The sequence below is a fragment of the Cupriavidus sp. 291-E7 genome (assembly GCF_057798835.1).
The window spans coordinates 566,005-590,798 of sequence record NZ_JBYOJV010000003.1 but is presented as its reverse complement, the minus strand read 5'-3'; the positions used below and the strand labels follow the sequence as shown (position 1 = coordinate 590,798).

At 65.9% G+C, this 24,794-nt stretch carries 19 protein-coding genes and 1 pseudogene; 10 read left to right on the top strand and 10 right to left on the bottom strand.

The window, feature by feature from the left end:
• A pseudogene (locus tag AC3FLX_RS08605) lies at positions 1-272 on the top strand (bifunctional UDP-4-keto-pentose/UDP-xylose synthase); the annotation flags it as partial.
• Between the two features lie 7 nt (positions 273-279).
• Complete coding sequence (locus AC3FLX_RS08600) at positions 280-1,170, top strand: polysaccharide deacetylase family protein (RefSeq protein WP_488695584.1); 891 nt, start codon at positions 280-282, stop codon at positions 1,168-1,170.
• Between the two features lie 61 nt (positions 1,171-1,231).
• Here the strand turns inward: AC3FLX_RS08600 and AC3FLX_RS08595 are convergent, their stop codons facing one another.
• From AC3FLX_RS08595 to AC3FLX_RS08580, 4 genes are all read right to left on the bottom strand, one after another.
• A complete protein-coding gene (locus AC3FLX_RS08595; protein ID WP_488695582.1) occupies positions 1,232-3,610 on the bottom strand; it encodes a heavy metal translocating P-type ATPase in 2,379 nt (792 codons plus the stop codon).
• Positions 3,611-3,739: 129 nt separating this feature from the next.
• Positions 3,740-4,150 carry a VOC family protein gene (locus AC3FLX_RS08590; protein WP_488695581.1) on the bottom strand — a complete coding sequence of 137 codons (411 nt, stop codon included), beginning with the start codon at positions 4,148-4,150 and terminating at the stop codon, positions 3,740-3,742.
• A gap of 46 nt (positions 4,151-4,196) precedes the next feature.
• Positions 4,197-5,633, bottom strand: a complete 1,437-nt coding sequence (locus tag AC3FLX_RS08585; protein ID WP_488695633.1) for a heavy metal sensor histidine kinase — start codon at positions 5,631-5,633, stop codon at positions 4,197-4,199.
• A gap of 28 nt (positions 5,634-5,661) precedes the next feature.
• Positions 5,662-6,339, bottom strand: a complete 678-nt coding sequence (locus tag AC3FLX_RS08580) for a heavy metal response regulator transcription factor (protein WP_488695579.1) — start codon at positions 6,337-6,339, stop codon at positions 5,662-5,664.
• A 216-nt stretch (positions 6,340-6,555) separates the two neighbouring features.
• Between AC3FLX_RS08580 and AC3FLX_RS08575 the strand changes: the two genes are divergently transcribed.
• Positions 6,556-7,026: a hypothetical protein gene (locus AC3FLX_RS08575; protein WP_488695578.1), complete on the top strand. Its 471-nt coding sequence runs from the start codon at positions 6,556-6,558 to the stop codon at positions 7,024-7,026.
• Positions 7,027-7,249: 223 nt separating this feature from the next.
• On the opposite strand, the gene AC3FLX_RS08570 is transcribed toward AC3FLX_RS08575, so the two are convergent.
• Positions 7,250-7,549 (bottom strand): H-NS family nucleoid-associated regulatory protein, encoded by a 300-nt coding sequence (locus AC3FLX_RS08570; protein ID WP_488695576.1) that lies wholly within the window; start codon positions 7,547-7,549, stop codon positions 7,250-7,252.
• A gap of 337 nt (positions 7,550-7,886) precedes the next feature.
• On the opposite strand from AC3FLX_RS08570, the gene AC3FLX_RS08565 reads away from it, so the two are divergent.
• On the top strand, positions 7,887-8,141 hold the full coding sequence (locus tag AC3FLX_RS08565; protein ID WP_488695575.1) for a copper resistance protein CopQ: 255 nt from the start codon (positions 7,887-7,889) through the stop codon (positions 8,139-8,141).
• A 61-nt stretch (positions 8,142-8,202) separates the two neighbouring features.
• Here the strand turns inward: AC3FLX_RS08565 and AC3FLX_RS08560 are convergent, their stop codons facing one another.
• Positions 8,203-10,269, bottom strand: a complete 2,067-nt coding sequence (locus AC3FLX_RS08560) for a putative bifunctional diguanylate cyclase/phosphodiesterase (protein WP_488695573.1) — start codon at positions 10,267-10,269, stop codon at positions 8,203-8,205.
• Between the two features lie 336 nt (positions 10,270-10,605).
• Between AC3FLX_RS08560 and AC3FLX_RS08555 the strand changes: the two genes are divergently transcribed.
• Positions 10,606-10,788 (top strand): glycine zipper 2TM domain-containing protein, encoded by a 183-nt coding sequence (locus AC3FLX_RS08555; protein WP_488695631.1) that lies wholly within the window; start codon positions 10,606-10,608, stop codon positions 10,786-10,788.
• A gap of 321 nt (positions 10,789-11,109) precedes the next feature.
• On the opposite strand, the gene AC3FLX_RS08550 is transcribed toward AC3FLX_RS08555, so the two are convergent.
• The 4 genes from AC3FLX_RS08550 to AC3FLX_RS08535 form a co-directional block, all read right to left on the bottom strand.
• A complete protein-coding gene (locus AC3FLX_RS08550) occupies positions 11,110-12,282 on the bottom strand; it encodes an acyl-CoA dehydrogenase family protein (RefSeq protein WP_488695572.1) in 1,173 nt (390 codons plus the stop codon).
• Positions 12,283-12,294: 12 nt separating this feature from the next.
• Entirely contained in the window at positions 12,295-13,278 is a 984-nt protein-coding gene (locus tag AC3FLX_RS08545) for a Bug family tripartite tricarboxylate transporter substrate binding protein (RefSeq protein ID WP_488695570.1), read from the bottom strand.
• A gap of 54 nt (positions 13,279-13,332) precedes the next feature.
• Positions 13,333-13,740 carry a cupin domain-containing protein gene (locus AC3FLX_RS08540; RefSeq protein ID WP_488695568.1) on the bottom strand — a complete coding sequence of 136 codons (408 nt, stop codon included), beginning with the start codon at positions 13,738-13,740 and terminating at the stop codon, positions 13,333-13,335.
• A 156-nt stretch (positions 13,741-13,896) separates the two neighbouring features.
• Entirely contained in the window at positions 13,897-14,412 is a 516-nt protein-coding gene (locus AC3FLX_RS08535) for a lecithin retinol acyltransferase family protein (RefSeq protein ID WP_488695567.1), read from the bottom strand.
• 440 nt (positions 14,413-14,852) lie between these two features.
• Between AC3FLX_RS08535 and AC3FLX_RS08530 the strand changes: the two genes are divergently transcribed.
• The 5 genes from AC3FLX_RS08530 to AC3FLX_RS08510 all read left to right on the top strand — a co-directional run bounded on the left by AC3FLX_RS08530 (position 14,853) and on the right by AC3FLX_RS08510 (position 24,790).
• Positions 14,853-15,926: an NAD(P)-dependent alcohol dehydrogenase gene (locus AC3FLX_RS08530; protein WP_488695566.1), complete on the top strand. Its 1,074-nt coding sequence runs from the start codon at positions 14,853-14,855 to the stop codon at positions 15,924-15,926.
• A gap of 213 nt (positions 15,927-16,139) precedes the next feature.
• On the top strand, positions 16,140-16,361 hold the full coding sequence (locus tag AC3FLX_RS08525) for an MbtH family protein (protein ID WP_488695564.1): 222 nt from the start codon (positions 16,140-16,142) through the stop codon (positions 16,359-16,361).
• 2 nt (positions 16,362-16,363) lie between these two features.
• Positions 16,364-17,101 (top strand): thioesterase II family protein, encoded by a 738-nt coding sequence (locus tag AC3FLX_RS08520; protein WP_488695562.1) that lies wholly within the window; start codon positions 16,364-16,366, stop codon positions 17,099-17,101.
• A gap of 54 nt (positions 17,102-17,155) precedes the next feature.
• Complete coding sequence (locus AC3FLX_RS08515) at positions 17,156-21,661, top strand: condensation domain-containing protein (protein WP_488695560.1); 4,506 nt, start codon at positions 17,156-17,158, stop codon at positions 21,659-21,661.
• Between the two features lie 3 nt (positions 21,662-21,664).
• Positions 21,665-24,790, top strand: coding sequence for a non-ribosomal peptide synthetase (locus AC3FLX_RS08510; protein WP_488695558.1), 3,126 nt, complete (start codon positions 21,665-21,667; stop codon positions 24,788-24,790).
• Positions 24,791-24,794 lie beyond the last annotated feature (4 nt).

The window sequence follows — 24,794 nt, the reverse complement described above, 5'->3', positions numbered from 1 at the left end:
GCGAGCTGGCCGAGATGATGCTGAAGATGGCGGCCGACTACCCCGAGTACGCCGAGGAAGCGCGCAAGACGAAGATCGTGGAGACGTCGTCGGGCGAGTTCTACGGCAAGGGCTACCAGGACGTGCAACACCGCGTGCCGAAGATCGACAACACGGTCGAGGAGCTGGGCTGGAAGCCCGAGGTGACGATGGAGCAGGCGCTGCGCCGCATCTTCGAAGCGTACCGCGACAAGGTGGTGGACGCCCGCACGCTGGTCGACGGCAACAACTGATCCGCGCATGGCCCGCATTGCCCTGAAAGTCGACGTCGACACGCTGCGCGGCACGCGCGAAGGCGTGCCCGCACTGTTGTCGATGCTGTCCGCACACCAGGCGGAAGCGACGTTCCTGTTCAGCCTTGGCCCGGACCACACGGGCTGGGCGCTGCGCCGCGTGTTCCGGCCAGGCTTTCTGAAGAAGGTCTCGCGTACGTCGGTGGTATCGAACTATGGCCTGCGCACGCTGATGTATGGCGTGCTGCTGCCCGGCCCCGATATCGGCCGCAAGGGCGCCGCCGAAATGCGCGCGGCCGCCGCGGCGGGCCATGAGTGCGGCATCCACACATGGGACCATGTCTACTGGCAGGACAATGTGCGCGAGCGCGACGCGGCATGGACGCGCCGCCAGATGCAGCAGTCGTACGCGCGTTTTGTCGAGATTTTCGGTACGCCGCCCACCACGCACGGCGCGGCGGGTTGGCAAATGAACGAAGAGGCGTTCCGTCAGATCGACGACTGGAGCATGGCCTATGCATCGGATGGCCGCGGCACCGCGCCGTACATTCCGACCATTGATGGCAAGCCTTGCAGCCATATCCAGATGCCGACCACGCTGCCGACGCTCGATGAGTTGATCGGCGTGGATGATCTGACCGAGGACAACGTGCACCACGCCGTGCTGAAGCTGACAGAAGGCGACGGCGACCACATCTTCACGCTCCACACCGAACTTGAAGGCGGCAAGCTGGCGCCGGTGTTCCAGCGGCTGCTCGCAGGCTGGCGCGCACAGGGGCATGAGCTGGTGTCGATGGCCACGTACTACAGGCACATCGACCGCACCAACCTGCCGCAACTGCCGGTCACCTGGGGTGAGATTCCGGGACGCAGCGGCGAGCTGATTATTCAGCCGTAATCGGTGGTCCGCTCCCCTCTTCCACATGCGGACGAGGGGAGCAAGCAGGGCTAAACGTCGTTCAAACGACGCCCTTCCTCGTCAGCCGCAGCCCGTTGAACACCACCAGCAGGCTTGCACCCATATCGGCAAACACGGCCATCCACATCGTGCCCATGCCCAGCACGGTCAGCACCAGGAATACGACCTTGATGCCGAGCGCCAGCGCGATGTTCTGCCTGAGGATCGATGAGGTCCGGCGCGACAGACGCACAAACGCGGGGATCTTGCGCAGGTCGTCATCCATCAGGGCCACGTCGGCCGTCTCGATGGCGGTGTCCGTGCCGGCCGCGCCCATCGCAAAGCCGATATCGGCGCGCGCCAGCGCGGGGGCGTCGTTGATCCCGTCGCCAACCATCCCGACCTTTCCGGAATGGGTGTGGGCCTGGCCGGCGAGCGCCGCGATGGCGTCGGCCTTGTTCTCCGGCAACTGATTACCACGCACCTCGTCGATCCCGACGGCCTCGCCAATCGCCTGGGCCGTATGGGGATTGTCGCCGGAGAGCATCAGCGTCTTCACACCCAGCGCATGCAACTGCTCGATGGCCTGCCGACTCGTATCGCGCACGGTATCGGCCACGCCAAACAGCGCCAGCGCGCGCGCCGGCTGACCGTCGTGTGGCATCGCCGCCAGCATCACGATGGTCTTGCCTTGCCGTTCGATCGACTCAAGACGCGCCTCCAGCGCCGGCGAGCAGGCGCCGAGATCGTGAATCAGACGGTGATTGCCCAGGCAATATGCCACGCCATCGACTGAGCCTTGCACCCCCTGCCCCACCAGCGCCTTGAAATCGCTCACTTCGAGACTTGCAATGGCGTCGGCTTCCGCCGCGATGGCCACCGCACGCGACACGGGATGGTCCGACCGCGCCGCCAGGCTTGCGGCAATCGCGCGCGCCTCGGGCATGCCATCGACCAGCAATGCCATATCGGTTTGCGCGGGCTTGCCATGCGTCAGCGTGCCGGTCTTGTCGAGCGCCAGCCAGGCAAGATGCCGGCCCTGCTCCAGATAAACGCCACCCTTGACCAGGATGCCGCGCCGTGCGGCTGCTGCCAGTCCGCTGACAATCGTCACGGGCGTGGAAATCACCAGCGCGCACGGGCATGCAATCACCAGCAGCACCAGCGCCTTGTAGATCCACGCCAGCCAGGCTTCGCCCAGCAGCAGCGGCGGCACGACTGCCACGCCCAGCGCGATCGCAAACACCACCGGCGTGTAGATGCGCGCGAACTGGTCCACGAAGCGCTGCGTGGGTGCGCGGCTACCCTGGGCAGCTTCCACGGCGTGAATGATGCGAGCCAGCGTCGAGTCATTGGCGGGGGATGTCACCTCATACTCAAGTTCGCCCGACTGGTTGATCGACCCTGCATAGAGCGGATCGCCGGCGGCCTTGTCCACGGGGACGCTCTCGCCCGTGATTGGCGCCTGATCCAGCGCCGACTCGCCACGCAGCACCCGACCGTCAAGCGCGACACGCTCGCCCGGCCGCAGACGTACCGTCGCCCCGACCGTCACCGCACGCGCTTCAACGGTCTGCCAGCCACCATCGGGCTGCAGCACGGTGGCCTGCTCGGGCGCCAGGGCCATCAGGCCGCGCACGGCGTTGCGGGCACGGTCCAATGACGCGGCCTCGATACGCTCGGCAAGCGCGAACAGCGCCATCACCATCGCTGCCTCTGGCCACTGGCCAATGGCCATCGCACCGGTCACCGCAATACTCATCAGCGCGTTGATGTTGAGATTGCCATTGCGCACGGCAATCCATCCCTTGCGATAGACGCCCAACCCGGCCGCCAAGACCGTGACCAGGGCCAGCGCCGCCGGCAGGTATGGCGCACCAATCTGGAACCATTCGGCCACTTCGGCTCCGATTGCCGCAACCCCTGCCAGCGCCAGCGGCCACCACGGCTTGCCAGGTTCAGCCACGGCCTCTCGGGCGCAGTCGTCGGACAACGCTTCGGCCTTCATGCCCAGCGACGCAATGGCCTTGACGATGGGATCGAGCGAATCGAGCGTGTGGTGCACGGTCAGCACACGCTGCATCAAGTTGAAATCGAGGGCGGCAACGCCATGCATATTGCCGATGCGGCCGCGGATCAGCGTTTCCTCGGTCGGGCAGTCCATTGCCTCGATCCGATAGGCCGCCGAACGGGTGCCGGCAGGCGCGGAGATGGGCGGATTGGCGATGACCACGGCGGAAGCGCCGCACGACGATCCACAGCAGCTATCTTGCGCTGGGGCGTGTGCGTGGCTGTGCGCGTGCCCGTGGTCGTGCTCGTGTGAATGGTCGTGCCCGTGCGAATGATCGTGATCGTCGTGGTGGGCGTGTTCGTGATCGTGCCCGTGACCACGCGCCGCTGACGACGGCGGTAAAAGGTTTTCAGGGGTGGAACGAGCCATGACAGAGTCCATTTTTGCGTTGTTGCCTGTCATTGAAGACCCTGTAGCGACTCCAGGGTCAAGTGCTGATTCCACCTCAGCCCAGCACCCCGCCCATGCATGCGGCGGGGAAAATCCCAGACGCTGCGATCAATGCTCGCAGTTCACCATCCAGGTCATCTTGAACTTGTCGACCACCATGCCGAAGCCTTCGGCCCAGAAGGTCTTCTGGTACGGCATGATGACCTGTCCGCCCTCCGACAGCGCGTCGAAAATGCGCTTGCCTTCGGCATTCGGCACGTAGCCCACGGAAAGCATGAAACCCGAGAAGGCCGGCGTCTGCCCTTCGCGTCCATCGGATGCCATGATCTGGCTGTCGCCGATCTGAATGTTGGCGTGCATCACCTTCTCTGCCCAGGTCGGCGAAGGGGGTTCGCCACCGCCCGGCGGCGTGTCCTTATAGCGCATCAGGAACGTCACCTTCGCCCCCATCACCTGGCCATAGAACGTCATGGCCTCATCGAAGCGTCCGCCAAAATCTAGATACGGTTGCACCTGCATGTCGGTCTCCTGGTTGAGCTGCGGACGGACAGTCCGCGCGGCGCCATTATGCGCTTGCCCTACTGACAGATTTGTCAGGAAACTCGAGCTCGAAACTGGTCAGTTCCTCGACGCTGGTCACCGACACGCTACCGCCATGCAATCGCATGATCGTGTCCACGATCGCCAGGCCAAGCCCCGTCGAACTCGCCGAATTGCGCCGCGACGGATCGGCCCGGTAGAAGCGTCCGAACAGGTGTGGTAACGACTCGGCCTCGATAGCCGAGCCGCCATTGGTCACGCGGATCGATGTCGCTTCCGCGCCGTTGCGCACCACGCCAATATGCACCGCGCTGCCGGCCGGAGCGTGGCGCAACGCGTTGTCGAGCAGGTTGATGATGGCTCGCCGCAGCAGGGTCTGGTCCGCCATCACCGTGGCGTGGCCGGACACCATGACCGTCAGGTTGCGATCCGCCGCCACGGCTTCGAAATATTCGGCCACCTTGTCCAGTTCGGCCCGCGCATCCAGCGGGCGCGCACCCAATGCCACCTGGGCATTGTCCGCTCGCGCGAGAAACAGCATGTTCTCGATCATGCGCGACAAGCGGTCGTATTCCTCAAGGTTCGATTCCAGCAGTGTCTCGTATTCGAGCGGCGTGCGGCGCTGGGCCAATGTGACCTGGGTCTGCCCGACCAGATTGCTGATCGGCGTGCGGAAGTCATGCGCGAGGTCAGCGGAAAACTGCGACAAGCGCGTGAAGCTGTCCTGCAGACGAGCCAGCATGCCATTCAACGCCCCGGCAAGCTCGCGCAATTCCTCTGGCGCGCCGCCCACATCAAGGCGCGTGGCCAGCCGGCTCGTGGTCACTGCCGCGGCATCGCTGGCCATGCGGCGCAGCGAGCGCAGGCCGCGCCTGGCCAGCAGGTATCCAAGCCCCGCCGCGACAATCGCACCACAGAGCACGGCGCCAAGCAGTTCCCCGCGATACTCGCGCATCAGCGCCACGCGGTAGCCGGCATCGCTCAGCACGATGATTTCCACGGTCCGCCCCGTTTCACCAATCTGCCCAAGTGCCGCCATGCCGCGCGACGGCACGCCATTGCGTGGATGCCAGGTTTGCAGCAACGACTTATCCGGGGCGGTCGCCACGGGCAGCACGCGCAGCGGAGGCAGCGTCTCGTTGTGCGGGTTCAGTGAAATCAGCGGGTCGCCCGATGCCGTGCGCACGACGAGGATCAGCCCTTCATGCCCCATCGCGATATCGGCAAATCGGTGCGTATCGGTGCGGATTTCGGTCTCGTCGGCCACCTCGCGCAACAGGTGGCGCACCAGCAGGACTTCTCCGACAAGCTCGCTCTCGTCACGCGACTGCAACTGGTTGCCCAGCGCACTGGACAGGTACGTGGCCACGCCCACCAGAATCGCGGCCGTTGTCAGGCCATAGGCCAGCGCCAGCCGTGTGGTCAGTGATGCGGGCATCCACGCTTCAAGCGCACGCCGCATTCGCACCAGCCCCCTCATGCCACGGCGCTCATGCTTCTTCGGACTCATCGAGCACGTAGCCCATGCCACGGCGTGTGTGGATCAGCTTTTTCGGGAAGGGGTCGTCCACCTTGGCGCGTAGGCGCCGGATCGATACATCCACCACGTTGGTGTTGCTGTCGAAGTTCATGTCCCACACCTGCGATGCGATCAGGGAGCGCGACAGCACCTCGCCGCGACGACGCGCCAATAGCTGCAGCAGCGCGAATTCCTTCGAGGTCAGGTCGATCTTCTGGCCCGCGCGCGTCACGCGCCGCCGGATGGTATCGATCTGGAGATCGGCCACTTCCATGTACTCGCTCTCACGCAACGGGCCACGGCGCAGGATCGTGCGGATGCGTGCCACCAATTCCGCGAAAGCGAACGGCTTGACCATGTAGTCGTCCGCGCCAAGCTCCAGGCCCTTGAGGCGGTCGGACAACTCGTCGCGCGCGGTCAGGCACAGCACGGGGGTGTCCTTGTCGCGCCGCAGTTCGCGCAATACCTGCCAGCCATCGATGCCGGGCAGCATCACATCGAGCACGATCAGGTCATAGTGCTGTTCGCGCGCGTGGGCCAGGCCGTCCACCCCGTCGCGGGCCAGGTCCGCCACAAAGCCAGACTCGGTAAGTCCCTTGAGCAGATAATCGCCCGCCTTCGGTTCATCTTCGACAATCAGGATACGCATGGTGATTCACTTCACGGACCGGCGGTGCGCCAGCCCCGCCTTTCTGGTTTATTGCAAAACCTAGACACTATCCGAGGTTAGCCGCATTTTGTCGAACATTGCACGAATGTCATCGTGAATTAGCGAACTTTCTGATCTAAACACAGTACAATGCCCGCTGGCCTGTCTAGGGCAACTGCGGCGCCCCCTTCGCGCAGATCCTGATCCATTCCCCCGATGAAACGTCTGTTTGCCAGTTCCCTGTTGTGTCTTGCCATGTTCGCGTTGCCGGCCCACGGTGCCACTGCGGCGATCATGACGGTATGCGACGTGGGCGAGGCCGTGGGGCTGTCGATGCCGGAACGCCATGCAGCCATCAAGGCCGAAGCGGAAGCCGGCATGGACCAGGTGGAACACGCGCGCTGCGACGAAGCTTCTGCCGGCCAGGGCCGTGAAATTCCGGTCTGGCACGATGCGCAACCGACAGGCGGCACGACTGACCAGCCTTTGGAATCTTCCCATCACGCGCATCTGGGCGCCGGTCAATGCCACGGCTGCGGCACCGAAGCGGCCAACACCGCGCTGCTGATCGAACTTCCCCTCGCTGCCCTGCAACACCAGCGCCACGCGCTGCCGCTGATCAGCCCTGTCAGCGTCGCAAACCAGCTCCCCCTCTCCGGCGACAAGTCGATCGCCCGCCACTGCTGATACACCGGGTACGACGAAATACGTGCGACGAATCGCGCCGCCCACAATTGAATGTGGGTGCGAAGGCGATGGTCTTTCGTATGAGGAAACGTGCGACGCCCGGCCTTAGCTGCGCGCCATGAAGATGCGGATCATCATCGATCCACGACGAATGCTCGCGGTGAGATCGCTGGCCGTGGAGGCATGACCAGCGGCCCTTGCTCAATGCACTGAAAGACGAATCTCAGTCGACGCGATAGAAATCGATCGATTGCCCGGCATTGACGGCGCGTTGCAGCCAGTCAGGGTATTCGCCGGTACCGTCCCAGGTCTGACCCATTGCGTTGCGATACATCACACGCGCCACCGTACTCTCGGCGGCGGGCGCGGCGGCCTCGTGCAAGGCAGGCTCGACGTCGGCACCTTCATCGTGATCGGCAAAGCAGCCGGCTTCGACAAGATGGTCGAACGTCAGGCCGTGATGATCCATCTGCTCGTGGATCCACGCCACAGCGGCTTGTTTGGCTGAATCAGACTCGGACATGACTTATCGTGCGCGCCCGCCGCCGTGTGGGCGGGCTGGAGAAATCGATTGGGGGAAAGGCTCGCGCAGGAAATCGGCGAGCCAGACTCGGATTCTACAGGGTGTTGGGCCCGGTATCGGCGGAATCGTCTGAAAACCTTGTACAGCGGCGGCCTTGCTCGCGTGCGCGCCATGCATGTCGAATTGCTGCCAAACGTATGACATCAATGTCATGCATGGGTCATCTTACCGTGAGTGCCCCCTGCCTACACTGCTGTCCAAGGTCGCTCAGCGGCCGGAGTCGACTACAGACTGCCTCGATCCTCGAACCAAGCATCTCGAATCCCAGGAGTACCTCATGTTCAAGAAAGCCCTGCTCTACACCGCCCTTGCCACCACACTCGCAGGCGCTGCCACGATGGCCAACGCCGCACCGCGCGATCCGTTCACCGACGGCGCGCGTGTGACCAACCGCGATGGCTACGTGGATCGCCTTGGCACGCGCGATGTGTTCACCGATGGCGCACGCGATGTGCGCGACGCGCGCAATCCGTTTGTCGATGGCGCGCACGATGTACGCGATGCACGCAGCCCGTTCACCGACGGTGCCTGATGCATGCTCCGATGTAAGCCCCTCGTGGGCTGATACGGCCTGACCAGGCCGCCGGCGGCGCTCAATGCGCCGCCAACTCTTTTATGAACTGCGCGGCCGGCACCGGCCTTCCAAGCAGATAACCCTGCAGCGCATCGCACCCCAGCCCTGCCAGGAACGACCGCTGCGCAGCGGTTTCCACCCCTTCCGCCACCACCTGCAGGTTCAACGTGCGGCCCAGCGCGACGATGGCCGACACGATCGCCGCATCCTCCGAATCTTCCGCCAGGTCACGCACAAAGCCGCGATCGATCTTGAGTTCGCTCGCCGGAATGCGCTTCAGGTGCAGCAGGCTCGAATAACCGGTCCCAAAGTCGTCGATGGCAATGCGCACCCCCATGACGTCGAGTTGCGTCATGATCTCCAGCGTTTCCTCCACATCGCGCATGGCCGTGCTTTCCGTGATTTCGAGCGTCAGGTTGGCCGGCGGGATGCCGTGTTCCGCCAGAACCGCCGACACGGTTTCGATCATGCCGGCATGGCAGAACTGCAACGCCGACAGGTTCACCGCCATCGACCAGTTCGTGTGCCCCGCCGCGTGCCATGCAGCCAGTTGACGACAGGCCTCGTCCAATACCCATTTGCCGATCGCCACGATGGCGCCGGTTTTCTCGGCCAGCGCAATGAACTGGTCAGGCATCAGCAGGCCGTGCACCGGGTGGTGCCAGCGCAGCAGTGCTTCGGCGCCCACCAGTTGGTTATCCGTTGCGGAGAATTTCGGCTGGTAGTGCAATTCCAGCTGATCTTTGCGGGTGACGCCCCGAAGGTCCTGGATCAGCATCTGCTGGACCCGCGCCTGATGATTCATCGAGCCTTCGAAGAAGCAATAGGCATTGCGGCCCGACGCCTTGGCGTGATACATCGCGGCGTCCGCATTCGTCATCAGGGTGTCCTGATCGGCGCCATCGTCGGGATAGAGCGCGATACCGATGCTGCCCGACACATGCAGCGCATGCCCGGCAACGGTCAGCGGTTCGCGTAATGCCTCGATGAGCTTTTCAGCCACCACGCCGGCGTCGGCCGGCTCATCCACCCGCACCAACACCACGAACTCGTCGCCGCCCACGCGGGAGATCGTGTCTTCCGAACGTGTCGACGCACGCAGCCGGCCCGCGATTTCCACCAGCAGGCTGTCTCCGACCTGATGGCCGTAGGTATCGTTGACACCCTTGAAACCGTCCAGATCGACAAACAGCACGGCAAACGTGCCCGGCTGCCGGCTGGCACTCTGGATGGCCTGATGAAACCGGTCCTCCAGCAACACACGGTTGGGCAGATGCGTGAGCTTGTCGTGCAGCGCCAGGAACTCAAGCTCCTTGTTGGCGACGCCCAGCGCATCGGCCAACACGGCCGTTCGCATTTCCAGCCGCATGTCGAGCACGGACGTGATCAGCGCCACGGCGATAACGCAAACGGTGACGACGGTGATCGGCAATGCCAGCGCGCCGCTGTCCACGCCCGAGCCCGCCGCGCCGCAGACGCTGCCGAGCGGGAACCGGGCCGCCGCCATGCCGGTGTAGTGCATCGACGCGATCGCCCCGCCCATCACCAGCGCGGCGCCAAAGCGCAGTTGATGCACGCGCGGCATGCTACGCCGCAGACGGAACGCGATCCACAGCGCCACGCCCGATGCGCCCACGGCAATGGCAATCGACAGCAGGAACAGCCACGGGTCGTAGTCGATGCCGGGCTGCATGCGCAACGCCGCCATGCCGGTGTAGTGCATGCTCGACACCGCGGCACCCAACACCAGCGCGCCCGCCGCCAGGCGCTTGCGCGGCAGTTGTTCCTGACTGACAAGACGCAGTGCGAACGCCGACGCCAGCACTGCAATCAGCAGCGATGTGCCGGTGATGACCAGATCGTAGCCAAGTGGAATCGGCAGACTGAATGCCAGCATCCCGATGAAATGCATCGACCAGATGCCCAGCCCCATCGCCACGGCACCGCCGGCCAGCCACATACGCGCGTATCGGCCATGCGCGGTGGTGGAAATACGCCCCGCCATGTCGAGCGCCGTATACGACGCCAGCACGGCAACAAGCACGGAGATCAGGACGAGGGATGCGTCGTAACTCGGGGACATCATGAAAGCGGGTGACGGGGCAGTGGCTTGCAAGCCCGCCATTGTGAAGGGCGCGGCGATACTGGGGGTGAAATTGCCGGCATCCGCAAAGGTTATCGGCGATTACAGCCCAAACTGAAGCGGGATTGTGCATCAGTCCGATTGCTGCCGCATCTTTCGGGCACGGTTGACACCGCTGGCCCGCGATGTTGCGACCGTCCGACAAACTCCTACATCGCAATCAGCGACCGCCCGAGATGCCGCCCGCCGGCCCACACCTATCCTTGAGGCGTGATGAACGACGGACGCCGTCGCGCAAAACAAGGAGTACAACCGGCGCCGCCCCAGCAGGAGAACATGATGTGGAAACGACTCACAGCAGTGATCGCGATTGGCGCATGTGCCTGGGCGATATCGGGCTGCACGGCAACTGGCGCAGTCGCGGGCGGCGTGGTGGGCCATGAGGTCACCGGCGGCAGCACGGCAGGTACGATTGGCGGCGCCGTGGTTGGCGGCGTGATCGGCCACGAGCTTGGCAAGTAAAGACGAAAAGACGAGTTAACGATTTCCGCGGCCTGGATGGCGGGCAGGGTCATCCTGGTTTGCGCGGCATGGGCTCTTAGATGGGAAGAACATGCCGCCGCGCGCCGCGTCATGAGCGCCGGCCGTTGCGCCCTTCAACGATGATCGGACGTTTTCATCGCTGAAAGGCATTGCGGCACGCAACGGTGAAAGATCCTCACGGATCGTCATGGCGCGGCAGCGGGAAACTTATTGCGTTGTACCCGCGTTGTAGCGCTGCAATGGAAGAGCCCCGGATTTTTGGTCCGGGGCTTTCCTCTTTTTTGCTGCCGGCATGGCCGGTCAGTACGACTTGGGCAACCCTAACACCCGTTCCGCGATGTGGCACATGATCAGTTGCGCGCTGACCGGTGCGATGCGCGGGATATACGATTCGCGCAGATAGCGCTCGACGTGGTACTCGCGCGCATAGCCCATGCCGCCGAGCGTCAGCACGGCGGTCTGGCACGCCTGGTGCGCGGCCTCAGCGGCCAGATACTTGGCGGCATTGGCCTCGGCGCCGCACGGCTTGCCGTTGTCGTAGAGCCACGCGGCCTTCCAGACCATCATGTCCGCTGCCTCCAGCGCCATCCACGCCTGCGCCAGCGGATGCTGGATACCCTGATTCTGGCCAATCGGCCTGCCGAACACCGTACGTTCGCGCGCGTAGCGCGTAGCGGCTTCCAGCGCGGCACGCCCCAGGCCCACGGCCTCGGCGGCAATCAGGATGCGCTCGGGATTCAGGCCATGCAGGATGTACTCGAATCCGCGCCCTTCCTCGCCGATGCGATCCTCGGCGGGCACCATCAGTCCGTCGATGAACAGCATGTTCGAGTCCACCGCGCCGCGCCCCATCTTGTCGATCTCGCGCACCTCGATGTGGTTCCGGTCCAGCGCCGTGTAGAACAGGCTCAGGCCCTGCGTGGGCTTGGCCACGGCATCGAGCGGCGTGGTGCGCGCCAGCAGCAGCATGCGCGTTGCCACCTGCGCCGTGGAGATCCAGATCTTGCGTCCATCCACACGATAGGCGCTGCCGTCGGCGGTGCGCACGGCCTGCGTCTTCAGGTGCGTGGTGTCCAGGCCGGCGTCGGGTTCGGTCACCGCAAAGCACGCCTTCTCGCGGCCTTCGATCAGTGGCGGCAGCGCGGCTGCCTGCTGGGCTTCGTTGCCGAACACCACCACCGGGTTCAGGCCGAACACGTTCATGTGGATGGCCGACGCACCCGAGAATCCCGCCCCGGACGCCGACACCGTCTGCATGATCAGCGCGGCTTCAGTAATGCCCAGGCCCGCGCCGCCAAACCGTTCGGGCATCGCGATACCGAGCCAGCCCGCGCCCGACATGGCCTGATGGAATGCTTCAGGAAACCGATGCTCGCGGTCCAGTTCGGCCCAGTACTCGGGGCCGAAGTCGTTGCAGAGCTGCGTGACCGCTTCGACGATCGCGTTCTGCTCCGGCGTCCTTTCAAAATTCATCTCCGCTCCCGCTTACTCAGGCTGGATGCCCGCGTCCTTGACCAGCTTGGTCCACTTCACCAGCTCGCTGGCGACAAATCCCGCAAACTGCTGCGGCGTCTGGCCGAATGCCTCGAAGCCAAGCGCTTCGAACTTCGGCGCCACTTCCTTGCTGGACGCAATCTTCGACAGCTCGCGGTTCAGGCGCTCGACAATCGGCTGCGGCATCCGGGCCGGACCGAATACGCCGTTCCACGACGTGATATCGAAACCTTTCAGCTCCGGCGTATCGGCAATGGGAGGCAGGTCGGGCAGCAGGCGGCTGCGTTGCGCCGTGGTCACGGCCAGCGCGCGCATCTTGCCGGCCTTGACGTTGGCGATGCCCGCCGCGACGTCCACGAACATCATCGGCACCTGGCCCGCAATCACGTCCGTCATGGCCGGCGGCGTGCTCTTGTAGGGCACGTGCAGCAGGTCGACCTTGGCCATGCGGCCGAGTGTGGCACCCGACACGATGCCCGTGCTGTTGCCGCTGGCGTACGACATGCCCGGATGCGCCTTGGCATAGGCAATCAGTTCGCCGACCGTCTTGACCGGCAGCTTCGGATTGACCACCAGCATGAACGGCAGGTTGCCCATGCGCGCCACCGGCGTGAAGTCCTTGATCGGGTCGTAGGGCAGCTTCTTCATCAACGACGGATTCGCGGAATGCGTCGTGTTGGTCGTCATGAACAGCGTGTAGCCATCCGGCGCCGCCTGCGCCACCAGCTCCGCCGCGATCGCCCCATTGGCGCCCGGCCGGTTGTCGACCACCACGTTCTGCCCGAGTGCATCGCCCAGTTCCTTGGCCGTGATGCGCGCGACGGCATCGGTACCACTGCCCGCCGCGAACGGCACCACCAGCCGGATCGGCCGGCTCGGGTAATTGTCGGCAGCGTGCACGGCCAGCGGCAGCGCCGCCGCGGGTAGCGCCAGAATGGCGGCGGCAAGCGTGCGCCGCACGCGGAATTTCAGCATGTTGGTCTCCTCCAGGTAATGGACGGCTGCTAGGCCTTTTTTGGAATGGCGCGCTCAGGCGGGACGAACCACGCGGTCCGGCGATTCCTCGTACGGCGGCGCATAAATCACCAGCAGCTTCACGGGTTCGTCACTGATCACCGTGAACACATGCATGGCATCGGCCGGAAAAAAGCAGCAGTCGCCCGGCCCCAGTTCCCTGGACTCGCCATTGACCTCGGCCCGCGCGCGCCCTTCCAGCACATAGCAGACCTGCTCGATGCCGGGATGTGCATGCGGCAAGGCACCCTTGCCGCGCTCGATGGTGCCGTGGATCACTTCCAGCTGCGTGGCACCAACGTTCTCGCGGCCGATGATGCGGCGGTTCAACGTCCCGACGTGGTTGGCCGGGTGATAGCCGGCCACATCTTCAGTGCGGACGAAATAGGTGGGAGCCGCCTTGCCGGCGGAGGGTGCTGTCATGGGTGGGCTGTCTCCAACATGGATGCCGTGCCAAATGGCCAGCATTCTGTTTTCATGGTTGTGAAACATATTTTATGCCCATGAAATAGAGAGTCAACTAGGGGTTGCTACCGATGGCCGGAGATTCCGGGATGCTGACCCCGCCGCGCACCAGATTCAAAAAAGATACGCGGCAACCCGCGCCACACCCGCAAAGGCTTGCTGCGCCTGGCTGAAGCCCGTGAACTGCCCCCGGAACAACGCCAGCATCGTCTTGAAGCCGGTCCAGGGATTCCGCAGGCAGCGGCAAACCTGCTCGCTTCGCGCCACGCCCGACACACACCACGCGCAGAAGTGCTCGCAATTGTTGGTCAGCAACCGGTACCGGTCTTCGCCCAGGCGGGACTTGGCACGTTCAACCACTTCCCTGGCGCCATAGACGGCATTCGGTTCGGACTGAACGCTGACACCCACGCCTGCCGCAAAGCAGCGCAGCGAGATGTACTCGACGGGCCGGCGCGCCGCCGCGCGATCGAAACCGCCGTAGTGGATGACCTGCCCGTTTCCCACATAAATGCCGTGGTGCACGTAACCGTCCCGTTCACTGACGAGATGCGCGCCGATTGCGATGGTGCTGACCACGGCATCCAGCGCGGAACAGGCGGCAAGCCGATCGAGGTAGAGAGTGTTCATGGTGTGCCGCCCATTCCTGCAATGTGAATCACCGAAACCCGATCAGCGCACCGTAGCGAAGGCAAAAGCCTCTCCCCCCAAGGGCATTTGCTGCCTTGGCAACGATGGGTACTGCGTCAGGATTGTCTGCGCCGCCAACACCGATCACGGCGGCCTTGATGGAATGGTAGGAATGCGGCGGACCGGGGGCCATTCTACGGAGGCGTTGCCCGGGTCGTGCATTGGCGTTGGCAGGTAATACCTGGGTATGCGGTGCCGTAAACCGCGGCAGACCCAAGTCTCGAAGCCGCCACGGCCTGCTGGGTATGCGATGGCCCCCGAGATCCTGCCGCGTCAGATTAGCGACTCCTAAACGCCGATCAACATCACACTGTAAGCCTCGCAATAAACTCAATCCGGTAGACCCTAGCCGCCCCCTCGATGTCTCCAGGAGCACCATCATGCCCACCATGCGAGCAGCCGTCTTCGAATCCCCGGGAAAGATCACCCTCCGGGAAAAGCCCATCCCCAACGTAGGCCCCAGCGACGCCCTCGTCCGCATCACCACCACCACGATCTGCGGCACCGACGTTCACATCCTCAAAGGCGAGTACCCGGTACAGCCCGGACTGACCATCGGCCACGAACCGGTCGGTGTCATCGAAAAGCTCGGCAGCAACGTCACCGGATACCGCGAAGGCCAGCGCGTCATTGCCGGCGCGATCTGCCCGAGCTTTCACTCCTATGCCTGCCAGGACGGCTGCTCATCGCAGGATGGGCAGGCCCACGGGCACGGCTACAAGCCACTCGGTGGCTGGCGGTTTGGCAACACCATCGACGGCACACAGGCCGAATACGTGCTGGTGCCCGATGCACAGGCCAATCTCGCCCCGATACCGGATAGCCTGACCGACGAGCAGGTGCTGATGTGCCCCGACATCATGTCAACCGGCTTTGCAGGTGCCGAGCAAGCCAACATCAAGATCGGCGATATTGTCGCGGTATTTGCGCAAGGCCCCATCGGCCTTTGTGCGACGGCGGGGGCGCGCTTGCGGGGCGCCGCGCGCATCATCGTCATCGACGGCCTCGATGAGCGGCTGGCCATCGCGCGTCAGATGGGCGCAGATGCCACGATCAACTTCCGCAAGACCGATGTCGTCGATGAAATCCTGCGCCTGACCGGCGGGCGTGGCGTGGATGCATCCATCGAGGCGCTGGGTACACAGGCCACTTTCGAGGCCGCGTTGCGTGTGCTCAAGCCGGGCGGCACGCTATCGAGCCTGGGCGTGTACTCGACAGACCTGCACATTCCGCTCGGCCCGTTCGCCGCCGGGCTTGGCGACCATCGGATCATCACTTCGCTGTGCCCCGGCGGTAAAGAACGCATGCGCAGGCTGATGAACGTGATCGAGACCCAGCGCATCGACCTGGCGCCACTGGTCACGCATCACTACAAGCTCGACGATATCGAAGCCGCGTATGACCTGTTTGCCCATCAGCGCGATGGGGTGCTCAAGGTGGCCATCACGCCGTGAGGCGCCACGGCAATGCACGCCCGTCCGCGCCGGACGGGCATGACGCCCACCCCGAAAGTCCATACGAATCAATACCTTCCCCGTCCGTCCGGCGGGGCTTGCCGCCGCCCGCCGGGCACCGCCCCTAAATAATCCCCCGCCCCTCTCGTCCAACAGAGTGATGGCCGCCGAAGCGCGCGGCCCCAGCCACTCCGTACCGAAAGGGAGCCTTTCATGAGTTTCGACCGCGACGACGCCACGTTCCTGGTTCTCGTCAATCACGAAGAGCAGTATTCGATCTGGCCTGACTACAAGCCCGTGCCGGGCGGCTGGCGATCGGCGGGCTTCAGCGGCGGCAAGCAGGCCTGCCTGGACCACATCGAGCGCACCTGGACGGACATGCGTCCGCTGAGCCTGCGCCGGTTCATGGAGGAGCAAACGCGGGCGGACGGCTGATCATGGCCGCGTTGCAACTGTTCTGTCTGCCCTACGCCGGGGCCAGTGCCACAGCGTATCTGCGCTGGCGGCGTCTGCTGCCTGCCGATATCTCGCTGGTTCCGCTGGAGCCACCGGGCCGGGGCGCGCGCCTGGATGAGCCGTTGTTGCGGGATTTCGAGTCGCTCGCCGGCGAGATGGCAGACCAGTTGCGCCGCCATCGCGCCCGAACAGCCTGCCCGTTTGCGATCTTCGGCCACAGCATGGGTGGTCTGCTTGGCTGGCGTCTTTGCCAACTGCTGCGCGAGTCGGGTCAACCGTTGCCGCAGCGCCTGGTCGTCTCCGGCTGTGCGGCCCCCTCGCGCCGCGATCCGCAACGGCTGGCTGCCTTGCGTGGCGACGCCGCGCTGAGCGCCGACCTGCGCAAGCACGGCGGCACGCCCGAAGCGGTGTTTGCCGACGCCGAACTGCTGCGCCTGACGCTCGACGTGCTCGACGCCGATTATCGGGTGTGCGAAACGTTCCGGCGCTCCGCCACCGCCACGCCCATGCCCGTGCCGCTACACGTGTTCGCCGGGCACGACGACCCGATCGCACCGGCCGACCTCCATGCCTGGGGCATTGAAACCAGCGTGGGCCACACGCTCGACTGGTTCGCTGGCGGGCATTTCTTCCTCCACGACAGCCAGGCCGATGTGGTGAGCCGGCTGGCCGCGTGCCTGGGATTTCCCTCCGCTTCTCCCGTGCTCGCCCCTGCCTGAGCGCGGGCACCACGCATCGTCCAACGCCAACCGCCTTCCTGGAAAGCCGACTCCATGCAGTCCGATCCGAACGTACCGGCCACGCTGGTGGCCCATCTCGACCATCTGGCCGCGCACCGCGCCGGCGACACCGCGCTGATCATCATCGACGCCGCTGGCGAGACCCGCTACGACTACGCCGCACTGCACGCCCGCGTGCGCGCCCTGGCCGCCCACCTGACCACGCGCGCCGCACCCGGCGAGCGCGCATTGCTGCTGATGGATAGCGGCATCGACTACGTGACGGCGTTCTTCGCCTGCCTGTACGCCGGCCTGACCGCCGTGCCGGCCTTCGAGCCCGGTGCCGTGCGTTCCGCCCAGGTGGCACGCCTGCGCGCCATCGCAGGCGACGCGGAACCGGCGCTGATGATCACCACTGCCGCGCAGGCATCCACTCAGGCGGAAGCGCTCGCCGCCATCGCCCCGCAGGCCGCAATCGTGCTGGCCGATGCAGCGCCCGCGCCGATACCGCAAGACTGGCAGCCCTATCCCGCCGATGCCAGCACGCTGGCCTTCCTGCAATACACGTCGGGTTCCACAGCCACACCCAAGGGCGTGATGGTGAGCCACGGCAACGTCATGGCGAATGAGCTGGCCATCGCCGCCGGCATGGACATCAAGGCAGGCGACGTGATTGCCACGTGGCTGCCGCTCTATCACGACATGGGCCTGATCGGCGGACTGCTGCAGCCCGTCTACACGGGCGTGCCGGTGGTGATGATGTCGCCCCAGTTCTTTCTGGAGCGTCCCGTTCGATGGCTGCAGGCAATCAGCCGGCACCGGGCCACGGTGTCGGGCGGCCCCGACTTCGCGTTCCGCCTTTGCGTCGAGCGTGTGCGCGACAGCAACCTGGATGGGCTGGACCTGTCGAGCTGGGCGGTCGCCTACTCCGGTGCCGAACCGGTTCGGGCCGATACGCTGCGCGCCTTTGTCGACCGCTTTGCAGTAGCGGGTTTCCGCCCGCAGGCCCTGTATCCATGCTACGGCCTGGCCGAAGCAACGCTGTTCGTCACCGGCGGCAAGCGCGGCGACGGCATGGTCAGCACGACGTTCGACGCGAGCGCGCTGGCTCAGGGCCGTGGCGAACCCGTTCAAGCGGGCATGGAACTCGTCGCCTGCGGATTCCCACGCACCGGGCACTCGATCCGCATCGCCGGTGCCGACGGCCGTGCGCTGCGGGACGGCAGCGTCGGCGAGATCGAAGTCGCGGGTCCCAGCGTCACGCATGGCTACTGGCGCAATACGGAGGCCACGGCCGCGACATTTGGCGCGAGCGCCGAAGGCTGGCTGCGCACTGGCGACCTCGGTCTGCTGCGCGACGGGCAACTCTATATCGCGGGCCGGCGCAAGGATCTGATCATCGTGCGCGGGCAGAACCTGTATCCGCAGGACATCGAGCGCGCCGTGGAGGACCACATTCCCGCCGCCCGCCGCGGCCGTGTGGCGGCATTCCCCGTGCAGACTCCCGATGGCGAAGCGATCGGCGTTGCAGCGGAAATCTCGCGCCCGGACCAGAAACGTATTGGCCATGTCGCGCTGATGCAGGCAATGGCGGAAGCGGTCGGCAACGCCTGCGGCGAATCGCTCGCCGTGGCGCTGTTGCTGAATCCCGGCGGCCTGCCGAAGACGACCAGCGGCAAGCTGCAACGCAGCGCCTGCCGCCAGGGCTGGCTCGAAGATACGCTGGACGCCTGCGCCATCTGGGCGCATGGCGCGTTCACACGCGGCGGCACGTCGGCCAATGGCGCCATCCCGGACGCGGCGGAAGCCCCGCGCGGCGCCACCGAGATCGCACTGGCCACGCTCTGGCAGGAACTGCTCGGCACGGCGCCGTCCGACCGACACGCCCACTTCTTCGCCAGCGGCGGCAGTTCACTGACGGCGGCACGCCTGGTGGCGCGCTTGCGCGAGCAATATGGCGCCGACATCCCGCTGCGGCTGCTGTTCGAGCATCCGACGCTGGCCGCCTGTGCCACCGCGCTCGATCGGCACCAGGGCAAGGCAACCACCCTGCCGATGCAGCCGGTGCCGCGCGCCGCGCAGATGCCGCTGGCGCCCGCACAGCAACGGCTTTGGCTGACGGACCGCATTGCCGACCCGGCGGACCGATGGACCTACAACATGGCCGGTGGCCTGCGCCTGGCGGGTTCACTCGATGCCCAGGCCCTGCAATCCAGCCTCGATGCGCTAGTGGCCCGCCACGAAATCCTGCGCACCGGCTATCCCGGCGATGCCAACGGCGCGCCTTACGCGCGCATCATCCCCGCCCTCTCCATCGATCTGCCCGTCAGCGACCTGTCCGCGCTAAGCCACGCCCGGCGCGATCCGGCGTTGCAAGAGCTGGCCGAGAATCAGGCGCGCGAACCATTCGATCTGGTGCATCCTCCGCTGCTGCGCGCGCGACTGGTGCGACTGGCCGAGGACGACCACGCGCTGCTGATCACGCTGCACCATATCGTGGGCGATGGCTGGTCGATCGGCGTTCTGCTCGATTCGCTCGCCGCGGCGTACAACGCGGCACGCTCCGGTGCGGCGGCCGCGCTGGAACCTTTGCCGATCCAGTACGCCGATTACGCGACCCATCAACAGACCGAATCTCACGGGCCGCAAGACCAGGCGGACGTCGAGTTCTGGCGCAGGGCATTGCAAGGCGCACCGCGTCTGCCCACATTGCCCACGCCCAACCGGCGCCCGCCCGTGGCGTCGTCGGAAGGGGCCGCCTGTCATAGCGAGCTGCCCACCGCGCTGCTGGCCCAGGTCGACGCGCTGGCCCATGCGCATGGCGCCACACGCTACATGGTGCTGCTGGCGGCGTTCCACTTGCTGCTGCATCGCCTGAGCCACGCGGAAGACCAGCTCGTCGGCATCGACGTGGCCGGTCGCACGCGCCGCGAACTCGAAGCGCTGATCGGCTTCTTCGTCAACGTCCTGCCGCTGCGCGCCCGCCCGCACGCCGATCTGCGCTTTACCGATCTGCTCGACCAGGTGCGTGCGCAGACGCTGGCCGCCTTCGACCATCAGTCACTACCGTTCGAGCGCATCGTCGAGGCCGCCGGCGTGCCACGCGAACGCGCATGGCATCCGCTGGTGCAGGTGCTGTTCGTGCTCCAGAACACACCGGCCGACGCTCGCCGCTTCGATGGCTTGCAGGCCCAGCGCCTGCCCACGCCCGTGCATGCGGCCAAGTTCGATCTGGCCGTGTTTCTTGATCCGTGCCCCAACGGCCTGCGTGCCGAATGGGTCTATGCCACGGCGCTGTTTCCGCGCGCCACGGTGCAGCGCATTGCCGACGCCTTTGGCGCGGTACTGACGCAGGCCGTGACCAATCCCGCCCGACTGCTGTCCGGCTTCGATGTGCCGGCCGGCCTTTGCGAACCCGCTACCGACAAGCCCGCCATGACCTCCAGCCAAGTGTCCAGCCCCAGCAAACTCGACAAACTTGCCAGGCTCGGCAAGCTCGCCCGACAACCACAACGGCCGGCGGAGCCTGCCGCGCCAGCCGCATCGCTGGTACGCAGCTCGTTCCTGTCGCCAGGCCAGACCTTCCCCATCGTGATCGAGCCTGCCGTCGCGGACCTCGACCCCGTGGCATGGGCGCTGGCCCATCGCCAGGACATCGAAGCCACGCTCTGCCGCCACGGCGGCCTTCTGCTGCGCGGCTTCGGGCTGCGCACGCCACAGGAATTCGAAGCCTTCGCCGAATCGATCGAACCGGGACTCTATGGCGCGTACGGCGATTTGCCCAAGAAGGAAGGCGGCCGCAACACGTATCGCTCCACACCCTACCCGGAGCGCGAAATGATCCTCTATCACAACGAAAGTGCGCACCTGTCGCGCTGGCCGCGCAAGCAGTGGTTCTTCTGCGAGCTGCCGTCGCCGGTTGGCGGCGCCACGCCGATCGTCGACTGCCGGGAGATGTACCGTCGCCTGCCGGCGGACCTGGCCGCGCAGTTCGAAACCAAGGGCCTGCGCTACGTGCGCACGTTCAACGACAAGCTCGACGTGAGCTGGCGCGACTTCTTCAAGACCGACTCGCGTGACGAGGTAGAAGCCCGCTTGCGGGCTTCCGGCACCGACTTCACGTGGCTGGACGAAGACACGCTGCAGACGCGCGAGCTGTGCCCTGCGGTAATCGCCCATCCCGTGACCGGCGAGCGCAGTTTCTTCAATCAGGTGCAGCTCCACCACACGGCCTGCCTGGACCCCGAGGTGCGGCGCGACCTGCTGGACATCGTCGGCCCGCAACGGATGCCACGCCACGTAACGTTTGGCGATGGCAGCCCGATCAGCGACGATGTGATGGCGCTGATCGGCGCACTCTACGAGGCCTGCGCCGTGCGTTTCAGCTGGCGCCAGGGCGATATCGTGATGCTCGACAACATGCTGGCCGCGCACGCGCGTGACCCGTTCGAGGGTCCGCGCAAGATTGTCGTGGCAATGGGCGACATGTTCGAGCGCAAGGACCTGCCGCCGCTCGATGCGCCCGCCGTCCAGCCGGACACGGCCACGGTAGAGGGCTGATCGATGAACGCGATCACCAATACCATCGACGCCCTGTCCGCCCACGCCCAGGCACTCGGCCGCGAGCAACGCGCGCTGGAAGCGCATGCCGAGGCATCGGTCACGCTATCCGCCATGCTCGAAGGCCCGCTCGACACGCCGCGCCTGCAACGCGCGCTGTCCCGCGTCGCCGGGCGCCATCCCGCCACCGGCCTGGCATTCGGCCGCGTGGACGGCCTGCGCGGGTTGCGCCAACAGTTTGCCGGCATCGCCCCCGTCTGGCTCGACGCGACGAAAATGACCGCCGCCGACGGGCCTGCGCTGCACGCCCGCGTGCAGATGCTGGACCCCAACCGCGCACGGCTGACGCTGGCCGGCAGTCCGCTCGCCATCGATGGCCCGAGCCTGGTCACGCTGATGCGCGAACTGGCGCAGGCCTATGCCAGCGATGCCGCACCGGCGGGCGAAGCGCCGCTGTCCTATTCCGATTACCTCGACTGGACCGCCGACCTGGCGCAGGACAATGCGGACGCAGGCCGCGACTACTGGCAGGCGGTGCGCGACCAGCAATCCGGCATCGATGCGGCACGTCTGCCGTGGCGCCAGCACGCCACGCCCTCGACTTCGCCGCAGGCACTTGCCGCCGATCTGCACGATACCGAAGCCGCCGCCATCGCGGACTGGGCCGAACAGCTTGGCTATCCGCTTGCACACGCGCTGCAGGCCGCGTGGTGGCTGCTGCTGGCCCGGCTCGATACCGCCGCGACGTTCAGCGCCGGCTGGCACAACGATTGCCGCGACGACTTCGACGCACTAACCGGTGCCGTGGGCCGCTACATATCGATCCTGCCCGTCACCGTGCAATGCGATCCAGCCGCGCCGTTTGCGGACTGGCTCACGAGCCTTGGCGCGCAGCTCCAACAGCACCTGGACTGGCGGGAGCACGCGCCGGCCGACATTGCCGCAGGCGCGCCAGCGCGCATCGTGTTCGGCATCAGCGGGCCCGCGACGACGAACGTGGCGGCCGGAGGTCTGCACTGGCACATCGGCACACCTGATGTATCGCTGCCCGACACTGAGCTGGCCCTGCACGTCCATATCGATGATGCGGGCAAGCCGCGCACGTTGGCGCTGCACCATGACGCGCACTACGGTGCCGATGCCGCCGCCTGCCTGCTCGACCAGTTCCGCGCATTGCTGCAGACGCTGCGTGCGCAGCCCGGCACCGCCGTTGGCGCGCTGCCGTTGGCCACCACGGCCGATATCGCGCGCGCCAGCGCCATGCATACGCCAGCGTTGGCGATCGGCACCCAACTGCTGCCGCAGCGGCTGGCGCACTGGGCCATCGAACGGCCGCAAGCCGTCGCCCTGTCGGCAGCCGGCCAGCAATGGACCTACGCCGAACTGGCGCGACGTGTCGACGCCATCGCACTGCGGCTCCCCGCGCTCGGTCTGCGGCCCGGCCAACCCGTGGGCCTGCTTCTGCCCCGCTCCGCCGGGCTGGTCATCGCCCTGCTGGCCGTGATGCGCGCAGGCGCCGCCTACCTGCCCCTCGATCCCGCGTGGCCGGCGCAGCGCCGCGAGCAAATCCTGGCGGATGCGGGCGCCACGCTCGTCCTTACGGAAGCATCGCTCGCGGCACTGATGGATGCCGACGCGCACGCAGCCGGCGAATTGCCGATGCTCGATGCATCAACGCCAGCCTATGTGTTGTATACGTCCGGCTCGACCGGCACACCCAAGGGCGTGCCGATCACGCACGGGCAACTGCTGAATTACGCGGTGGCTTCGGCGCAGGCATTGCGGTTCGACCCGTGCCAGCGCTTCGCGCTGACTTCCACCGTTGCTGCCGATCTCGGCAATACCACGCTGTTCGGCACGCTTTGGCAGGGTGCCTGCCTGTGCGTGGCCGACGACAGCGACATGCAGCACGCCGCCAGCTTTGCCGCCTTCCTGGCACGCGAGCAGGTGGACTGCATCAAGATCGTTCCGTCGCACCTTGACGCGCTGATCGACGGCGATGTCGCACCGTTGCCGCTGCCGCCGCACGCGGTGATCGTCGTGGGCGGGGAAGCCGCCACGCCGGCGTTTCTGACGCGCCTGCGCGAGCGCGCACCCGGCGTTCGCCTGTGCAATCACTACGGACCGACCGAAACCACGGTCGGCATTCTGGTTCATGACGCGGGACACGCTGCCGACCTGCCCGGCACGCCCCTGCCGCTAAGCCGCGTGCTGGCCAATTGCGAAGCCGAAATCCGCACACCGGCCGGCCATCTGGCAACCGCCGGAGAAACTGGCGAGCTGTACCTGGGCGGCGCACAGCTCTGCACCGGCTATCTGAACGGCGGCGCCCACGCGGACGCATTCGTACCGCATCCCGACCGCCCAGGGCAGCGGATGTACCGCAGCGGCGATCTCGCGCGCTACCTCCCGCAGGGCGGCATCGAGCTCGTTGGACGCGCCGACAGCCAGGTCAAGGTACGCGGATTCCGCATCGAATGCGGCGAGGTGGAACAGGTCCTGGCCACGCTGCCCGGCGTGCGGCACGCCGTCGTGCTGCCACTCACGGCAGACGGTGCCACCACGCAACTGGCCGCATGGCTGGTGCCCAGCGACGCCGGCACCGCGCAGCTCTCGGCCGCCCAACGCCATGCATTGCAGCAAGCGATGGCCGAGCGCCTGCCCGAGCCGATGATTCCAGCCCGGTGGTTCGCCATCGCGGAGTTGCCCCGCCTGGCCAACGGCAAGATCGACCGCCGGACCCTTGTGCAAAGCGCCACGGCCATCGAGCCAACGACGAGCGACCCCGACCGCGAACCCGCCAGCGCACTGGAAGCGCTATTGCTTGACCAGATGCGCGACCTGCTTGGCGCATCGAGCCTCGGTGTGACCGGCGACCTGTTCGAAGCCGGCGGCCATTCGCTGCTGGTCATCAAGCTGGTGGCCCGGGTGCGCAAGCTGCTCAAGCTGGACATCGCCCCTGCCGTGGTCTTCGACGCGCCCAACGCCGCCGCGCTGGCCAGCGCCCTGCGTGCCGCCAGCGCCGACCCCGACGGGCTGGAAACGCTGGCCGGCCTGCAGCGGCAGCTCGCCGCCATGTCCCCCGAGGCCATCGCCGCCCTGCGCGCCACCGCCGGCGCCACGGCATAACGCG